Genomic DNA, 15,326 nt, shown 5'->3' with positions numbered 1-15,326 from the left:
CCTACGCAAGAACCTCTTCGACCTGCGGCGCCACGCCGTCGTGCTGAACCTGGAGGCGATCCTACGTCGCAGCGGCTTCGCGAAGGCCGCGTAATTCAGGTGGGGCTCGAACTGTTCGGCGCTCTAGCGGCGCTTGGCACGCGGGATCCGAGTAGGCAGCAATCACCGCGCTACACTTCCCGCCAAGCGGGGCACCGCACTCGCAAGGCGTGCAATCATGCGAGTCGTCGACTCCGGTATAAAGCGTAATGCGGCTCGGATATTCCGTCGGACACTCGGGGAGATTATCGGGATCCACCGGGTCAACGTACGAAAGGCAGTATCGGAATCCCGGCGGTGGCGAGGCTTTGGGCTGGCAAACTTCGTTGGATGCCGCGCAAACTCCCTCGGCTTGCCCCTGGCATGCCCGCCCGAACATGCCCCACGAATAAGGCCCGTTTGCCTTTGGCGGGGGCGGCGTCGCGACAACATTACAGCCGCTCAGTGTTGGCGGCGGGATCGACACGGATTGAAACGCGCCTGCTGGAATCGTTGCGCCCGTCGCACATGCGCCATCCCAAGCAACCGGAGCATCGAACGGGATCACGTCCGGGCCGCCGCAACTATTCGCAAGGTCTGCGCCGATGGTTGGGGGCAGCTCGCATTCTGCCGGCTCGCATTGACATACGGGGCAGTCATTGCCCACGATAAGCTCGGCGAAGCCCTCGTCGTAAAATCCCTTTGCTTGCGGCGGACAATCTGGCGCGGTTCCCTCGAAGGCGGAACCGTACCACAGAAGAACGGGATTTTGCCGAAATCGCTTCGGGCCCATGGATACGCATTCCCCATCGCATTGCAGGGGTAGGGTCGTGCCGGGGCGTGGAGAAAAGCGATAGCACGGATCCGGATCCCCGTACTCATCCTTATGGTTCGGGTCCGGATCGGCACAGGAGAAAACGACGTCGGTCATATCGTAACAGGCGCCGACCAAAAGCGACGCTACCACCAGGGGAAACAGGCGCCTCATTATTTTGTCTCCTTCGACCCAACCATGGGAATAACAATGGACGCGGTGACGCCGTAGATGCCAAATATGGGAAACGGGCGCCATTGTTGATCCTCGCGCCCATCGACGATCACTCGTGTCGGGGGCAACATAAGCCCAAGCTCTGCGAAGGGCCTAATATGCAAAGACTTGGCAACCCGCAGCTCTAAACCGGGGCCGGCCGTGAACACTCCGTGTAATTTTGTTCCAATCGCGCCGTTAGTCAATGGTCCAGGGATCCGCTGCTCCGCGCCCCATGTCTCAATTAGTCCGAAATTGGCCGATGTGCAAAAGCCAAAAAGGCCACGAATGATGCAACCGTTAACACCAATCGTCACGTCGTAGCCGTAGACAGGTGCATTATACAGAACTCTTGACGTGGGGGACCCGAACGCTAGCAGGTTGAGCCCCAACGCGTACCCCTCTTCCCATACTGCGTTAATCCGCATCATGCCGCCGACGTTGACGGGGAATGGTAACGCGCCGAAAGCGGTTCCCAGCGGACCAATCCCAATATGCAGCTCGTCGTGCCGCATTTTTTCCGGTGGCTTCTGCTCGCCTTTGGGGGCGCTATCCGAGCCCGAAGCCAAAGGCTCAGGTTTTCGAGTACGCAAAGGTGATTCCGCGCGTGCCGGACGTTCGCACGTCGCAATCAAGAGGATAATGGCCAGCGATGATCGGATGATCATGGAGTTTGCCGTACATCGACCACGGCGCGGGGTCAAGGTCCGGATTCGCCGGGGTCAAACCTTTGCGCCGAGCTTCGCGAGGGCTGCGCCGTGCGTCGCGCCGAGCTTCGCGAGGGCTGCGCCGTGCGTCGAGAGCGCCCCGAGGGCTGCGCCGTGCGTCGCGCCGAGCTTCGCGAGGGCTGCGCCGTCGAGCACGACCGCGCCGAGCACCCCGAGGGCTGCGCCTCGCGCGTCGAGAGCGCCCCGAGGGCTGCGCCGTGCGTCGCGCCGAGCTTCGCGAGGGCTGCGCCGTCGAGCACGACCGCGCCGAGCACCCCGAGGGCTGCGTCTCGCGCGTCGAGAGCGCCCCGAGGGCTGCGCCGTGCGTCGCGCCGAGCTTCGCGAGGGCTGCGCCGTCGAGCACGACCGCGCCGAGCACCCCGAGGGCTGCGCCTGGCGCGTCGAGAGCGCCCCGAGGGCTGCGCCGTGCGTCGCGCCGAGCTTCGCGAGGGCTGCGCCGTCGAGCACGACCGCGCCGAGCGTCGAGAGGGCCCCGCCGAGCTTCGCGAGGGCTGCGCCGTCGAGCACGACCGCGCCGAGCACCCCGAGGGCTGCGCCTCGCGCGTCGAGAGCGCCCCGAGGGCTGCGCCTCGCGCGTCGAGAGCGCCCCGAGGGCTGCGCCGTGCGCCGTGCGTCGCGCCGAGCTTCGCGAGGGCTGCGCCGTGCGCCGTGCGTCGCGCCGAGCTTTGCGAGGGCTGCGCCGTCGAGCACGACCGCGCCGAGCGTAGAGGGCCCCGCCGAGCTTCGCGAGGGCTGCGCCGTGCGCCCCGTGGGCTGTGTTATTCGTGCTCGATCGGCGACGAATCAACGTCAGCTTCGGCCGGATCAACGGCGCGCGCCCGGCCGTCATGCGCCCCACGCAATCGCCCCGCCCATGCAATTGCGATTTCATCGGGCACATTGTCACGGATGCCGGACAACGGAAAATAGCATCCGTCTTGCTCGGGCGAGGACGCAATCGCTAGAATATGAACCTCGCGCTTGCTGTTGTTGATTATTGAATGGGCGATGCCGGTGCCCGCGCATAGCGCGATCGTGTCTCCCCGGCGCAGTGGATAGAGTTCCCCATCGATCCACGCGTCGGGTTCCCCCTCCAATACGTAGACGAACTCCTCCCGGTGGGTATGCGCGTGAGGCGACGACGAGCGATGTCCCGGAGGCAAGATTTCGTGCTGAATTCGCAACTGGCAAAGCCCCGCGGGCCCGGACAGATCCGCAACGGCGGCAAGTGGCTCGCCCGTTGAAATGATCTTGGCCGTGCGGCGCGGCGATTCCGATTGATTGACGATGTAGCTAGGGCGTTTCATTGGTACGATGCCGGCAAGCATCGCACAAGGCGGGGCGCCTGTCGAGGATCAGTTTGCCGGCGAAAGCTCGCCGCGATCATCCACGAGAAAATGCTCGATCTTGAAGTTGTCGAGCGTAGCCCCGAACTTCGCATATAGTGCGATATGCCTGGGATCCGAATATGCGTCACGCTTCGCCGCGAAGAAATCGCGATCGTACCACGCGACGCCGAAACGGACCTGCATATCACGGATCATGACCTTGGCCCAATCCCAAGGGTTCTCGCGATTCGCGGCGAAGCGCCGATCGGATTCCTCCAGATGGCGAATGCACGCGTCGAGGTCTTCCTTTCGCGAAAGCGTGATCTCGACGCTCGTGAAGGCGCGAAGGACCTTGCCGCTCGCTTGGCGTCGTCCGCCCTCCTCTCCCGGAAGGATCACGGTCCATCCGTCCTCCGTCGTATACGGCACGAACGCGCTGGGCTGCCCGATCCCCAGCAAATCGGACGGCTGCTCCTGCGATTGCATAAGCTCTCCTTTGTCCAGCCCTCGAATGGGCGGATCACCATTCTACGCATTGTCAGCCATAGATCGAGGGAAAACGCGCAACCGCGTCGAGCTTCGCGGCGGCTGCGCCGTCGAGCATGAGCGCGCCGCGGTGAGCCCTCCAGCGCTCCGCCGCGCCGCGTTGTTGACGGTCGCTCTTACTGTAATAAGCCGCTCCCGAAGGGGTGTAATAACTCACGGGGGCCCGATCGCGCCGAGCGTCGAGTGAGCGCCGCGAGGGCTGCGCCGTCGAGCACGACCGCGCCGAGCGTCGCGAGGGCTGCGCCGTCGAGCACGTCGGAACGCTCGGTTTAACCGAAGGATCGACGTGCAGGACCGAAATCCTAGCGCCTGTCGTTGTGCGTGCGCCCCGCCCGCGATCAATCATGAGGCAGAGCGTGCAGGTAATCCACGTGGATTACCGCGCTACGTAAGATAGGTAAAATGGCCGCGCCGAGCGTCGCGAGGGCTGCGCCGCGCCGAGCACGACGCGCCGAGCTTCCCAGGGCCGCGCCGAGCGTCGAGACCGGCGGAAGGGCCGCGCCGTCGAGCACGACCGCGCCGAGCTTTCCCCGGGCCGCGCCGTCGAGCACGACCGCGCCGATCGTGAGGGCCGCGCCGAGCGTCGCGAGGGCTGCGCCGTCGACCACGACGCGCCGATCGCCGTGAGGGCCGCGCCGTCGAGCACGACCGCGCCGATCGTGAGGGCCGCGCCGAGCGTCGCGAGGGCTGCGCCGTCGAGCACGACGCGCCGATCGCCGTGAGGGCCGCGCCGATCGCCGTGAGGGCCGCGCCGATCGCCGTAAGGGCCCGCGCCGTCGAGCACGACGCGCCGAGCTTCCCCACGACCGCGCCGAGCGCCGCGAGGGCCGCGCCGTCGAGCACGACTGCGCCGAGCTTCCCAGGGCCGCGCCGTCGAGCACGACCGCGCCGATCGCCGTGAGGGCCGCGCCGAGCGTCGCGAGGGCTGCGCAGTCGAGCACGACCGCGCCGAGCGTCGAGCACGCCCCGAGGGCGGCGCCGTACCCCCGTTCTCCGCACCGGAGAACAGCGCGCCGTTCCGGGCTTTCTGGCTACATCTCGCGCGGTTTCGCGTGGATCCGAGGGCCGCGTATCTTCGGCGAAGAAACGGAGCCGGGGAGGGCCGCGCCGAGCGTCGAGAGCGCCCCGAGGGCTGCGCCGTCGAGCACGACCGCGCCGAGCGTCGAGAGCGCCCCGAGGGCTGCGCCGTTCGTGGGGCTGTGTGTCAGGGCGGCGATACCAGCGCGGCAAGCGCAACGAGGGGGCGCGGCTCGCCTTCCGCCATGGCGTCGAACATGGCGCGCGCTAGGGCGGCGTGCTCCCTCGCCTCGGGGCTGGTCGTGGCGCGGTGTGTCGCCATGGCAAGCGCGTCGAGCACGGGACCGATCTCCGCCATCGTCCACCCGCGGGCGCGCCGCGCGTCGATGTCACTCCGGAGGATCGCGGGGGCGACACCCACGCGAGCAAGCCGCGCGAGCAGGTCTAGCGAGACGTCCCGATCTACTTGCTCGATGCGTGCGCGGTAGACGTCGAAGTCCTGGATCCACCGTTCGACTAGCGCTTGTCCCTCGGGAGAGCTCACGGGGCGGAACATGCCGGACGGGCGCACGAGCGTCCAGGGAGGAAGGGGGGGCCGACCTCACGGTCGAGCACGCAGCCCTACGCCCCGAGGGCTGCGCCCTACGCCGTCAAGGGCTGCGCCCTACGCGCCGAAATCCGCGCCGTCGAGCACGACCGCGCCGAGCACCCCAAGGGCTGCCCCGTTGTGTTGTCACGCATGTCTCGGGTCCGTGTGTCTCGCGAGACAAGCCCCCCCGAGACAACGTGACAAGAAACGCGCGCCCTCCGCGCACGTCCCCCTTGACAAGCGCCCCGAGGGCTACGCCGTCGAGCACGACCGCGCCGAGCGTCGCGAGGGCTGCGCCGTCAAGGGGCTTGTAATTAGTTCAGCATTTTGTGTGCTAATTCGGGGCCTAAGTGCCCGGAATTAGGCCCGTCAAAAGGATCCGGGGAATTGAATTAGTTTAGGGTGTTTATTAATTCTGGACGAGCGAACGGCAGCAAACCCCTTGAAACGAAGCGCCGCGAGAGCCCCGACAATTATTTTGCCTACAAAACACGGTCTTTGCGCCACGGCGGAGGGACGAGGGCTGCGCCGTCGAGCACGACCACGCCGAGCGCCCCGAGGGCTGCGCCGAGCGGCGCGAGGGGGCGCGCGTCAAGGGGAAGCGTTCCGCGTGGCTCACGAGGGGCTTGTGGGCTTGTGGCTACAAGAGGCTTGTGGCCCAAGACCCACGGCTACAAGCCGGAAGCGCGCGCGGGGGCTTGCGTGCGCCGCGCGGCGTGCGAGGGCTGCGCCGTCGACCACGACCGCGCCGAGCGAGACTTACGATAAGTCGCGGCGCGCTGCGGTGTGCTGGGTGTGCTGAACGGTCGACTGTGCCACGGCACACTCGCGGAGCGGGACACACTGCGCGGCGAGCGGGACGCTTAGCGTAAGCGGTCCACGCGAGGGGACCGCGCGCCGCCTCCCGCGGTCCCCTCACGCGCTCACGCAAGGCGCGCTCTCACGCGTGAGACTGCGCCCGCGTGAGACTGCGAACGGCGGCGCCGCCAAGGGGGCGGCTCGCATGCGAGCCGCGACGCCACGCCTTGCGAGTCTTGCGGGGAGTGCTGCGCCGTGCGTCGCGTCGAGCGCCGCGAGGGCTGCGCCATCGAGCACGACCGCGCCGAGCGTCGTGAGCGCCCCGAGGGCTGCGCCGTGGGTTCGTCGGGGCGCGAGACTTAGCGTAAGCATCGGGGAGGGCTGCGCCATCGAGCACGACCGCGCCGAGCGTCGAGAGCCCCCCGAGGGCTGCGCCGTGGGTTCGTCGGGGCGCGAGACTTAGCGTAAGCATCGGGGAGGGCTGCGCCATCGAGCACGACCGCGCCGAGCGTCGAGAGCACCCCGGGGGCTGCGCCGTGGGTTCGTCCCGTGGTCCTGTCGACTAGTCGTTACGGGACCGCGTCTCCCCCTCAAGGTTGACGGGGCTCGTGATGGGCGTGTAGCTTGGCCATCATGAGACAGATCGCGCTCGCATTGCTCACATTCTCCCTCGCTGCGTGCTGTAACCTCGGAAAGAATTCGTCGCCCTCGTCGGAGAGCGAAACGACGAATAATTCGGCAGCTACGGCGACACCAACCCCAGCGGCGGCGGCTGCGCCCGCGCGCAGCTTTGCGGATCGGCCATCTGCGAGGGTTTCAGTCAAAGACATTCTTGACGAATACAAAAACAATGAGGTGCGAGCCGATAGTAAATTCAAGGATAAAATTATTCAAATTCATGGAAAGGTTGGTGACGTAAAAAAGGATATCACCGACAGCATCTATGTTACCGTGGGAACCGGCGCAATGTTGGAAATCCCAGAGGTGCAATGCTTTGTCAGAGACAGCGAAACGAAGGCGGCGGCCTCGTTGAACAAGGGCGATGAAGTGACCGTTGTGGGGCACGTTGACGGGCTAATGATGAACGTGCTTGTCAAGGATTGCGTGATCAATCCAGACATGAAGCTTTGTGAGCGTGTGCGCGTTGCAATGGGAGGCGCCGGCGAATGCAAGGCGGGCGAGCTGGCCACAATACATATGCCGGACAAGACAGAAATCGCAGTGATTTGTGTGGCCGAGAAAGAGAAGTTGGATAAGGCTACGGCTGCTGCCGCGACCGAGCTTAAAGACAAGCGCGCGGCCCTGGTCACGTCGTCGCAATCTTTGTGCGTAGCGGTGATGGGCGCGGAGAAGGGGCCTATTCCGCAGCCATTGATTGATAAAGTGCAGAAAGCCCTCGATGCCCTATAGGCCCACCGATCGGCGGACACGTAACCCACCTAAACGACGGCAGTTATGCGCCGCGCGTCGGCCCCGAGGGGCTGCGCCGTCGAGCACGACCGCGCCGAACGTCGAGAGCGCCCTGGCTGCGCCGTGGGTTCGTCGGGCGGCTTGCGCCTGATTGGCGTTAGTTGTATGGCGTCGAGCGCCGTTGGCATTCTGGAAGAGGGACCGCATGAATATTGATATTCACGAAACGGTTGATTCGCTCAACGATCCTCGTTTGCGGGAGCAGTTTATGCGCGAGATTCGCGACAAACTCCGGGAAGCGAGCATCTACCCGTCGTCCACATTGAACGCCCTTGACGCGCAATTGCTCGACGCGCCCATGTATCTTTACGAGGATGGCTCCTTGACAATCGTAACGCCCGCACTCGGCGAAGATGGTGCTCTGGATATCGACGGTCGAGAATTCTCGATTAAGGTTCAATATATCGCTCTCAGGTCAGAGTTTTCCAGGGTAGATTTTAATGCAGGCAAGGTGGTCTGGTCGCGGGGGCCCTAATCGCGCCGCGTCTTGCGAGGGCTGCGCCGTCGAGCACGACCGCGCCGAGCGGTGGCGCGAGACGGCGCGGGAAGGGGGCGCCCTGCGTTCCGGCGCGCGGGATGGCCCCCCGACCCTTCCCGCGCGCCGAGCGCCTGCTAGGGCGCCTGCTAGGCGTCTCCGGGCGGAAGCGCGCCCACGTGCTCCACACCCCCCGTGAGCATCGGGCGAGCAGGGCGCCGCGGATCGTCGCTCGCATGATCGAGCGTCGCGGGATCGGGCAGGCGTCCTTCCGCGTACCGGACGGCCATCGTCGCGGCGTCGCTCCATTCGATGGCGATCCCCTCCGGACCAATCTTGATCCCGTCGAGCATCGCGCCGAGCGCCGCGCGCCGAGCAGGGACGCCCATCGTCCCCCATTGCGCCACGATCGAACGCAACCACGAAAGCGCACCCTTCCGGTTGTCGACCGTATCGGCCGAAGCTTCCGCGGAGAGCGCCCGTTCCTCCGCGTCGATCGCGGCAAGCTCGCGCTCGATCCGCGCCGCTTCCGCGCGGATCACGTCCATCCCCCACTGACCCGAGGAGACCATGGACACGAGGTTGCTCCGCGCCGTTACGAGCTTGGCGCGCTGCACCCTGAAATTCGGCGCATGGGGGGACGGCGGGGGCGCTTTCGACAGTTGGCCGTCAAGCGCCTTGAAGTGCCGCGCCGCGAGCCTTTCGATCTTCGGATCGATCTCGTCCTGCCGATTCCAGGGCGCCCCCATGCACCGCTCGCGCGTGGCATTCTTCAATTCCGGCGCGTAGCGCTTCCGGCACACGTAATACCCCGCGTGCTTATTCTTCTCGCTTGCAGGCTTGGCCGTGATCATCGATCCGCAAATGGAGCAACGGGCGAGCCCTCGGATCAACCATTCCGAGGTGATCGTGTCCGTGCGAGGCTTGCGCCCGTAGGAGCGCCGTCCCGCTAGCGCGTGCTGGGCCGCGTGCCACATTTGCAGGGAAACGATCGGTTCGTGCGCGTCGACCCATTCCGCGGGCTTTTGCGTCAACTGGCGGTTTTTGTCGGGCCGGACGGGCGTGGTCGCGATCTGGCCGGCGTACATTCGGTTTTTGAGCAATTGCAGGATCCAGACGGTCCGGAACATCGCGAGTCCTGCATAGGTCGTCTGGCAATGGAGCGCGATGTCTCGCGCGCTCTTGCCTGCAAGGCACATGTCGAACATTTCGCGAACGATCGGCGCCTTGACCGGATCGATCTCCAATCGGCGCGGCTTATCGTGTGCGTCCGCGCCCTTGGCCCGAACGTAGCCGAACGGGGGCTGTCCCTCTACGAATTTCCCGAGGGCCCGCAGCCGCTTTCGATTGCCTTCTGTGCGCTCCCGAATGCGGGCCCGCTCCATCTGTGCGATCGACGCCCACAGGGCCATTTGCGTCTCCCCCTCGGGGGTAGAGGCGTCGAACCGTTCAGCGAGAGACAGGAAGCGAGCACCCCGCTTGATGATGTCTCGCACGGCGGAGATCGTAAAAACGATATCGCGAGAGAACCGATCGAGCTTCGCCACGACCACGAGATCCCCCGGGCGGACGGCCTTTAGCAGGGCTGCGATCTTCTCCCGTTTCTCTTGTGACTCGACGCCGCCCGATTCCGTTTCTTCAAAGTCAATCGGATCCGGGAGGCGGGCGTACTGACAGTAACGCCGGATCTCCTCGTCCTGCGCGTCGAGCGACGTGCCCGATCGCATTTGCTCCATGGTCGAGACGCGCCGATAGGCGAGGACTCGCGACGTCCCCGCGTGAGGACCGTTGACCGTGAGGACCCGCCGAACCGAGGAAGGATCCGCGATCGTGGGCCCTGCGTTCACGACCGCGGGCGCATCGGGCGCCGCGTCGAGGATGGAGACCTCGCGCGGGGGGCTGACGTGCGCTCGATCCTGCGCCGTTCCGCGCGCCTTGCCGCCCTTGCCGCCCTTGCTGCTCTTGCCGCCCATGCTCGGGATGATGCCGGTCCTGGCTTCCATGGTCGAGACCTCTCGATCGGACTGCGTCACTACTGAACAAGCGATCAGCCTATTTGGCCGGGCAGCGGGTCGCTCTCAGTGTGTCGCAAGTTTTCGGAATCATTAAGTTTGCTGCCTAGGTAGTAGGTAGCAAATAGATTCCGGATCGGGAGCGGAGGCGGGGGCGGGAGCGGCGGCGGAAGCGGAGGCGGAAGCGGCGGCAGCGGCGGCGGCGGCGGTGGAATGGGCGGCGCGGGCGGCTCCGGTGGAATGGGCGGAAGCGGCGGCGGCGGCGGAATGGGCGGCTCCGGCGGCGTTGATCCGACCGGCGCGGGCGGCGGCGAGGTGACCACCGACGATGCCGGCTGCGGATGCCGCATGGCGCCGCAGACCGGGGGCTCGCCCGCGCTGGCGGTGCTGGGGCTCGGGTTGCTCTTCGGGTGGCGGCGTCGCGCGCGTCGCGGGTGATTTCAACCCAGGATCACAGCTCCCCTTCCCCCCGCCTCGCCTCCCTCCCTGCGGATCGTGGGTATTCCCGCGGCGAACCAATCCTCACATTTAGGGATTTCCTTCCCCGCCGACCTGTGGGACAAAACAAGCGACGCCAGCCGGCGCTGACACACCGACCGGCGTCTGACCCACAACCCCGCGCTAACCGGAGTCATGAGCTAATGACAACGCTACACCTGCGCCCGCCGCGGGCAAACTTTTCTGCGCCGCACGCCCTGCTCGCCCGCCTCTACCTCGAACACCGCAGCTTCCTTCGCCGCCTGCTCCTCACGCAGGCCATCCCCTTCCGCGACGTGGACGACCTCGTGCAGGACGTCTTCGTCACGGCCTGGCGCCGGCTCGAATGCCTGGTCACGCCGGAGCATGCTCGTCCGTGGCTCGTGGTGATCGGGCTCAACCGTGCGCGCAATCATCGGAGCCTCGCGCGCTTCGAGCGGGAGGTGTTCACTGGATTGGCGGACGATTTCGCCGAGCAGGGAGACACGACGTCCTCGGGGACGATCCTGCAAGCGATGTATGGGATGTTCCGGCTCAAGCGTTTCCTGGAGAAGAGCCGGCCGCGCATTCGGGCCGTGCTGGTCCCCTACCTGGAGGGGCATTCGGTCCGGGAGATCGCCGAGACGCTCGGGCTGAAGCTGAAGACCGTCTACGCCCGCGTGCGACTCGCCCGGGAGCGGCTGAAGAGGCTCGCGCTGGTGTAACTCGCGCGCCCTTCAACCAACGGGCTGCCCGGCGATGGGCGGCCCGCCTCCGCCACGCCCAAGCATGCCCGCACCCCGCGGAAGGCGCGTCGTGGCAACGGGAAACCCGACATGAACCCCAGGGGGCGTGATGCCACGAGGACCTGGCTCGTCACCGCCGTCTTGGGGTATGGTGCGCCGCCATGCACGAGATCGCTGCTTCGATGGCCGCCTTCGTCGCCTACGCCCACACCTTGAAGGGCGACGAAAAAGGGGAGGCACAAGTCTTCTGCGACCGCCTGTTCCGCGCCTTCGGGCACGCGGGTTACAAGGAGGCTGGCGCGACCCTCGAAGAGCGAGTGAAGCTCGCCGACGGCCGTACGAAGTTCGCTGATCTCCGTTGGGGCAAGCACGTCCTGATCGAGATGAAGAAGCGTGGTGAGCGCCTGGGTAGCCCGCGCATCTACAACCAAGTCTACGAGTATTGGCAACGGCTCGTACCGAACAAGCCACAGTACGTCGTCCTGTGCAACTTCGACGACATCTGGATCTACGAGTTCGACCAGCAGCTAGACGAGCCGATGGACCGGCTGAAGCTCGTCGAGTTGCCGAGCCGGTGGCCGGCCCTCAACTTCCTTCTGCCTCAACCGAAGAAACCGCTCTTCGACAACAACCGGCGGGAGGTGAGCGACGCGACTGCGCGCAAGCTGGGCGAGGTCTTCCGCGCGATGGTGGATCGTGGCGAGACGCGCGAGCGGGCCCAGCGCTTCACGCTCCAGTGCGTCGTCGCGATGTTCGCCGAGGACACGGATCTATTGCCACGCGGCCTGTTCACCGAGCTGGTGCACGATTGCCAGAAGGGGCAGAGCACGTACGATCTGCTCGGCGGGCTCTTCCGACAGATGAACACGGACAAGCCGGCGCGCGGGGGACGCTTCCGGAACGTCCGGTATTTCAACGGGGGCTTGTTCAGCACCATCGATCCTATCGAGCTCACACCTATCGAGTTAGAGCTGCTGGTGCAGGCCACGGATGAGAACTGGGCGCGTATCCACCCTGCCATCTTCGGCACGTTGTTCCAGGCGACGATGAACGAGGATGAACGGCACGAGCGAGGTGCTCACTACACCCCCGAGGCGGCGATCTTCGAGCACGTGGTGCGCCCCAGCCTCATCCAGCCCTGGCGCGCGCGTATCCGCGAGGCAGCAACCCTGAAAGAATTGCTCCCGCTTCGTGATGCGCTCACCAAGCTCCGCATTCTCGACCCGGCGTGTGGAAGCGGAAACTTTCTCTATGTCGCTTATCGCGAGCTGAAGCGACTCGAGCTCGAGCTGCTGGAAAAGGTACACGAGCGATTCTCGGCAGAAACGCGGCTCAAGGTCGGCTCGACGACCTCGATCCAGACGCGCCAGTTCTTCGGCATCGACAAGGATGCCTTCGCCGTCGAGCTGGCGAAGGTCACGCTCATGCTCGGGAAGAAGCTTGCGCTCGACGAGGCACACCACGCGCTCGACGTGGCCCAGGCCGAGCTCGGGCTCGATATCGATCAGCCCTTGCCATTGGATAACCTGGACGACAACATACAGTGTAACGATGCGCTTTTCTGCGAATGGCCGACCGCGGATCTCATCATCGGAAACCCGCCGTTCCAGTCGAAGAACAAGATGCAGCGGGAGTTCGGCGCCGAGTACGTGCGCCGCGTACGCAACCGCTATCCAGACGTGCCCGGCCGCGCAGACTATTGCGTTTACTGGTTCCGCCGCGCTCACGATGAGCTGAAGGTGGGCACAACGGCTGGGCTCGTCGGCACGAACACTGTACGGCAGAATTATTCACGCGAGGGCGGCCTCGACTACATCGTCAAGAACGGGGGCACCATTACCGAAGCGGTTTCGACGATGGTGTGGCCGGGGGAAGCTGTGGTTCATGTCTCCGTCGTCAACTGGCGAAAGGGTGAGGCGGAGGGGCTGAAGAAGCTGTCATGGCAGGAGGGTGATGACCGCAATAGCCCTTGGAAGGAGGTGATGCTGGACCGCATCCCTTCGTCCCTGTCGTCGAGCCTCGACGTGACCGGTGCCAAGGGTCTGCGAGCAAACGCAGAGGGAGAGGCCTGCTATCAGGGACAGACGCATGGTCACGAGGGGTTCCTGCTTTCACCCGATGATGCCCGTGCAGCAATCGCCGCATCCCAGGCGAATCGTGAGGTCATATTTCCGTACCTCATCGGCGACGACCTCCTAACCGGTACGGGACAGCCCAGCCGATGGGTGATCGACTTCCACCCGCGAGACCAGCTCGAAGCGCGCCGTTACCAGTTACCCTTCAGGCGAGTGAAGGAGCTAGTCTTACCGGATCGAGAAGACGCTGCAGCTAGAGAAAAGGCGCACAACGAGGGTCTCGAAAAAAGAGGGAACAAGCATCACGAGAATTTCCTGCGTCGCTGGTGGTTACTTAGTTATCCACGCCGGGATTTGATCACCAAACTACGTGACATCAATCGCTACATCGCGTGTTCACGTCTTACGAAGCGCCCGATCTTTGAATTTGTCTCTTCGGCCATCCGCCCCAGCGACGTCGTCATGGTATTTCCCTTGGAGGATGATTACTCCTTCGGCGTTCTCCAATCGGGGATCCACTGGGCATGGTTCAATGCGCGGTGCTCCACGTTGAAACGCGACTGGCGGTATACATCGAACACGGTCTTCGACAGCTTCCCATGGCCGCAGACTCCGGACGCCAAGCAGGTCGCCGCGGTGGCGAAAGCCGCGGTGGAACTACGCAAGCTACGACGAGAACTTGCCAGGCGGGACAAGCTGAGCCTGCGCGCAATGTACGCTTCGATGGAAGATCCAGGCAAGCATCCGCTGAAGGACGCGCACGCCTCGCTGGATGCCGCGGTTCGCGCAGCCTACGGGATGGGCGCCCGCAAGGACCCGCTCGCGTTCCTGCTCGACCTGAACCAAGCGTGCGCCGCACGCGAGGCCAAGGGCCAGACGATTACCGGCCCTGGACTCCCCCCCGGTATCCCGACCAAGGGACTTGTCACCAAGGACGCGATAGAGCCCCCCAGTCTGTGAGGACTCGCGGAGCGAGGGACCCCTACCGGTAGGATGCAACTCCCGAATATTTAGCTGTTGACGGCCAAGCGTGCCCGGCCGTACCCTCCTCCGCCACATCCCCGAGCGTGCATCGCGCTCGGAGGGAGAGAGGGGCCGACGAAATGCAATTGCCCGACGTGAATGCATCGAGCCAGGTTTACGAGAAGCACACCGATCATTTCCGCGGCGCGGCGGAGGGGTGGTCCGACGCCGAGACGCTGACGACGGCGCAACGCGCGGCCATCGTCGAGGCGGCGGCCGTCGTGTCCGTCGCCGCGGATGCGCTCGCCGGGGCCGTCGTCACGGAGAGCGCGTCCCGCAGGTCCGCTACAAAGCTCCGCGCGCGTTATGGTATTCGCGACATCATCCTCGACATGCGTATCATGGGCGTGAGTGACGCCATTTTGAACGGCCCCGCCATGCGGAGCCGTAACAATCCGGTGTACAAGCACGTCTTTCAGGAGGGCAGCGCCGGGGAGATCACCGAGGCCAAGCTCCGCGAGGAGCCCGAGCTCGCCGATCGGATCCTGGAGCGCCTCGCCGGGGTCGAGGAGTTTCCTGGAAAGGCCGCCGCCCAAGCCGGCCTCGCCGAGGCGCTCCAGAAGAGCCTCATCGCCCGCGACGCGCTCGACGAGGCCGAGATGGCGGAGAACAAGGCCGGCGACGCCGAGATCCAGGCGCGGCTCGCGGTCCGCGCGGCGCTCGAAAAGGCGTACGGTATGCTCCGCACCGCGTTCCCAGGGCAACGCAAGCTCGTCGAGTCGTTTTTCTTGCGACGCGAACGCGCCGCCAAGAAGGCCGCCGGCGGGAGCGGCGGCGCGGGCGACGAGGACTGAGCGCCGGAAAATCGCCTCCGTCACTGGCAAACTCCGCCCCGAGCTCGGGATCCTGCATTCGAGCATGTTCGAATGACGCGCAGGAGCCCCAAAACCCACCATTCCGACATTCCAAAGACACGCGCCGGACGACCGGCGCGCGGTTCGTGATCGTCAAATCGTCGCGCCGGGCGCCGCGGGAGCCTTCGGGCACGTCCAAACGCCGCGCCGTGCTTCCTGTGCATCGTTTGGACATTTTCAAATGT

General features: G+C 65.3%; 14 protein-coding genes. 6 read left to right on the top strand and 8 right to left on the bottom strand.

Annotated features, from left to right (window positions below; all coding sequences use genetic code 11):
• Window positions 1-1,005 precede the first annotated feature (1,005 nt).
• The 7 genes from GF068_RS40520 to GF068_RS40490 all read right to left on the bottom strand — a co-directional run bounded on the left by GF068_RS40520 (window position 1,006) and on the right by GF068_RS40490 (window position 5,187).
• Complete coding sequence (locus GF068_RS40520) at window positions 1,006-1,713, bottom strand: hypothetical protein (RefSeq protein WP_153824914.1); 708 nt, start codon at window positions 1,711-1,713, stop codon at window positions 1,006-1,008.
• Between the two features lie 54 nt (window positions 1,714-1,767).
• A complete protein-coding gene (locus GF068_RS40515) occupies window positions 1,768-2,295 on the bottom strand; it encodes a hypothetical protein (RefSeq protein WP_153824913.1) in 528 nt (175 codons plus the stop codon).
• Between the two features lie 236 nt (window positions 2,296-2,531).
• Window positions 2,532-3,080 carry a cupin domain-containing protein gene (locus tag GF068_RS40510; RefSeq protein WP_153824912.1) on the bottom strand — a complete coding sequence of 183 codons (549 nt, stop codon included), beginning with the start codon at window positions 3,078-3,080 and terminating at the stop codon, window positions 2,532-2,534.
• Window positions 3,081-3,107: 27 nt separating this feature from the next.
• A complete protein-coding gene (locus GF068_RS40505; protein WP_153824911.1) occupies window positions 3,108-3,566 on the bottom strand; it encodes a hypothetical protein in 459 nt (152 codons plus the stop codon).
• A gap of 52 nt (window positions 3,567-3,618) precedes the next feature.
• Window positions 3,619-3,783 carry a hypothetical protein gene (locus GF068_RS40500; RefSeq protein WP_153824910.1) on the bottom strand — a complete coding sequence of 55 codons (165 nt, stop codon included), beginning with the start codon at window positions 3,781-3,783 and terminating at the stop codon, window positions 3,619-3,621.
• 181 nt (window positions 3,784-3,964) lie between these two features.
• Window positions 3,965-4,234 (bottom strand): hypothetical protein, encoded by a 270-nt coding sequence (locus GF068_RS40495; protein ID WP_153824909.1) that lies wholly within the window; start codon window positions 4,232-4,234, stop codon window positions 3,965-3,967.
• 596 nt (window positions 4,235-4,830) lie between these two features.
• Window positions 4,831-5,187 carry a hypothetical protein gene (locus GF068_RS40490; RefSeq protein WP_153824908.1) on the bottom strand — a complete coding sequence of 119 codons (357 nt, stop codon included), beginning with the start codon at window positions 5,185-5,187 and terminating at the stop codon, window positions 4,831-4,833.
• Between the two features lie 1,476 nt (window positions 5,188-6,663).
• Between GF068_RS40490 and GF068_RS40485 the strand changes: the two genes are divergently transcribed.
• Together GF068_RS40485 and GF068_RS40480 are read left to right on the top strand one after the other, a co-directional pair.
• Entirely contained in the window at window positions 6,664-7,440 is a 777-nt protein-coding gene (locus GF068_RS40485) for an OB-fold protein (RefSeq protein ID WP_153824907.1), read from the top strand.
• Window positions 7,441-7,645: 205 nt separating this feature from the next.
• The gene (locus GF068_RS40480; RefSeq protein WP_153824906.1) at window positions 7,646-7,975 is read left to right on the top strand and encodes a hypothetical protein; all 330 of its coding nucleotides are present in this window, start codon (window positions 7,646-7,648) and stop codon (window positions 7,973-7,975) included.
• A gap of 149 nt (window positions 7,976-8,124) precedes the next feature.
• Here GF068_RS40480 and GF068_RS40475 read toward each other — a convergent pair whose 3' ends face one another.
• Complete coding sequence (locus GF068_RS40475) at window positions 8,125-9,948, bottom strand: recombinase family protein (RefSeq protein WP_275939348.1); 1,824 nt, start codon at window positions 9,946-9,948, stop codon at window positions 8,125-8,127.
• A gap of 252 nt (window positions 9,949-10,200) precedes the next feature.
• On the opposite strand from GF068_RS40475, the gene GF068_RS46730 reads away from it, so the two are divergent.
• The 4 genes from GF068_RS46730 to GF068_RS40455 all read left to right on the top strand — a co-directional run bounded on the left by GF068_RS46730 (window position 10,201) and on the right by GF068_RS40455 (window position 15,081).
• Window positions 10,201-10,425, top strand: coding sequence for an MYXO-CTERM sorting domain-containing protein (locus GF068_RS46730; protein WP_153824904.1), 225 nt, complete (start codon window positions 10,201-10,203; stop codon window positions 10,423-10,425).
• A 203-nt stretch (window positions 10,426-10,628) separates the two neighbouring features.
• Window positions 10,629-11,168, top strand: coding sequence for an RNA polymerase sigma factor (locus tag GF068_RS43970; RefSeq protein ID WP_170319977.1), 540 nt, complete (start codon window positions 10,629-10,631; stop codon window positions 11,166-11,168).
• Between the two features lie 182 nt (window positions 11,169-11,350).
• On the top strand, window positions 11,351-14,224 hold the full coding sequence (locus GF068_RS40460) for a DNA methyltransferase (RefSeq protein ID WP_206079661.1): 2,874 nt from the start codon (window positions 11,351-11,353) through the stop codon (window positions 14,222-14,224).
• A 143-nt stretch (window positions 14,225-14,367) separates the two neighbouring features.
• Window positions 14,368-15,081: a hypothetical protein gene (locus tag GF068_RS40455; protein ID WP_153824902.1), complete on the top strand. Its 714-nt coding sequence runs from the start codon at window positions 14,368-14,370 to the stop codon at window positions 15,079-15,081.
• Window positions 15,082-15,326 lie beyond the last annotated feature (245 nt).

Source organism: Polyangium spumosum, assembly GCF_009649845.1.
GTDB classification, from domain to species: Bacteria; Myxococcota_A; Polyangia; order Polyangiales; family Polyangiaceae; genus Polyangium; species Polyangium spumosum.
This window is presented reverse-complemented; position numbering and strand designations above follow the sequence as displayed.

Coding starts and splice junctions, on each gene's coding strand:
- GF068_RS40475 (WP_275939348.1), bottom strand. CDS start 9,948: ATGGGCGGCAAGAGCAGCAAGGGCGGCAAGGGCGGCAAGGCGCGCGGA.
- GF068_RS40520 (WP_153824914.1), bottom strand. CDS start 1,713: ATGATCATCCGATCATCGCTGGCCATTATCCTCTTGATTGCGACGTGC.
- GF068_RS43970 (WP_170319977.1), top strand. CDS start 10,629: ATGACAACGCTACACCTGCGCCCGCCGCGGGCAAACTTTTCTGCGCCG.
- GF068_RS40460 (WP_206079661.1), top strand. CDS start 11,351: ATGCACGAGATCGCTGCTTCGATGGCCGCCTTCGTCGCCTACGCCCAC.
- GF068_RS40510 (WP_153824912.1), bottom strand. CDS start 3,080: ATGCTTGCCGGCATCGTACCAATGAAACGCCCTAGCTACATCGTCAAT.
- GF068_RS40480 (WP_153824906.1), top strand. CDS start 7,646: ATGAATATTGATATTCACGAAACGGTTGATTCGCTCAACGATCCTCGT.
- GF068_RS40505 (WP_153824911.1), bottom strand. CDS start 3,566: ATGCAATCGCAGGAGCAGCCGTCCGATTTGCTGGGGATCGGGCAGCCC.
- GF068_RS40485 (WP_153824907.1), top strand. CDS start 6,664: ATGAGACAGATCGCGCTCGCATTGCTCACATTCTCCCTCGCTGCGTGC.
- GF068_RS46730 (WP_153824904.1), top strand. CDS start 10,201: ATGGGCGGCGCGGGCGGCTCCGGTGGAATGGGCGGAAGCGGCGGCGGC.
- GF068_RS40455 (WP_153824902.1), top strand. CDS start 14,368: ATGCAATTGCCCGACGTGAATGCATCGAGCCAGGTTTACGAGAAGCAC.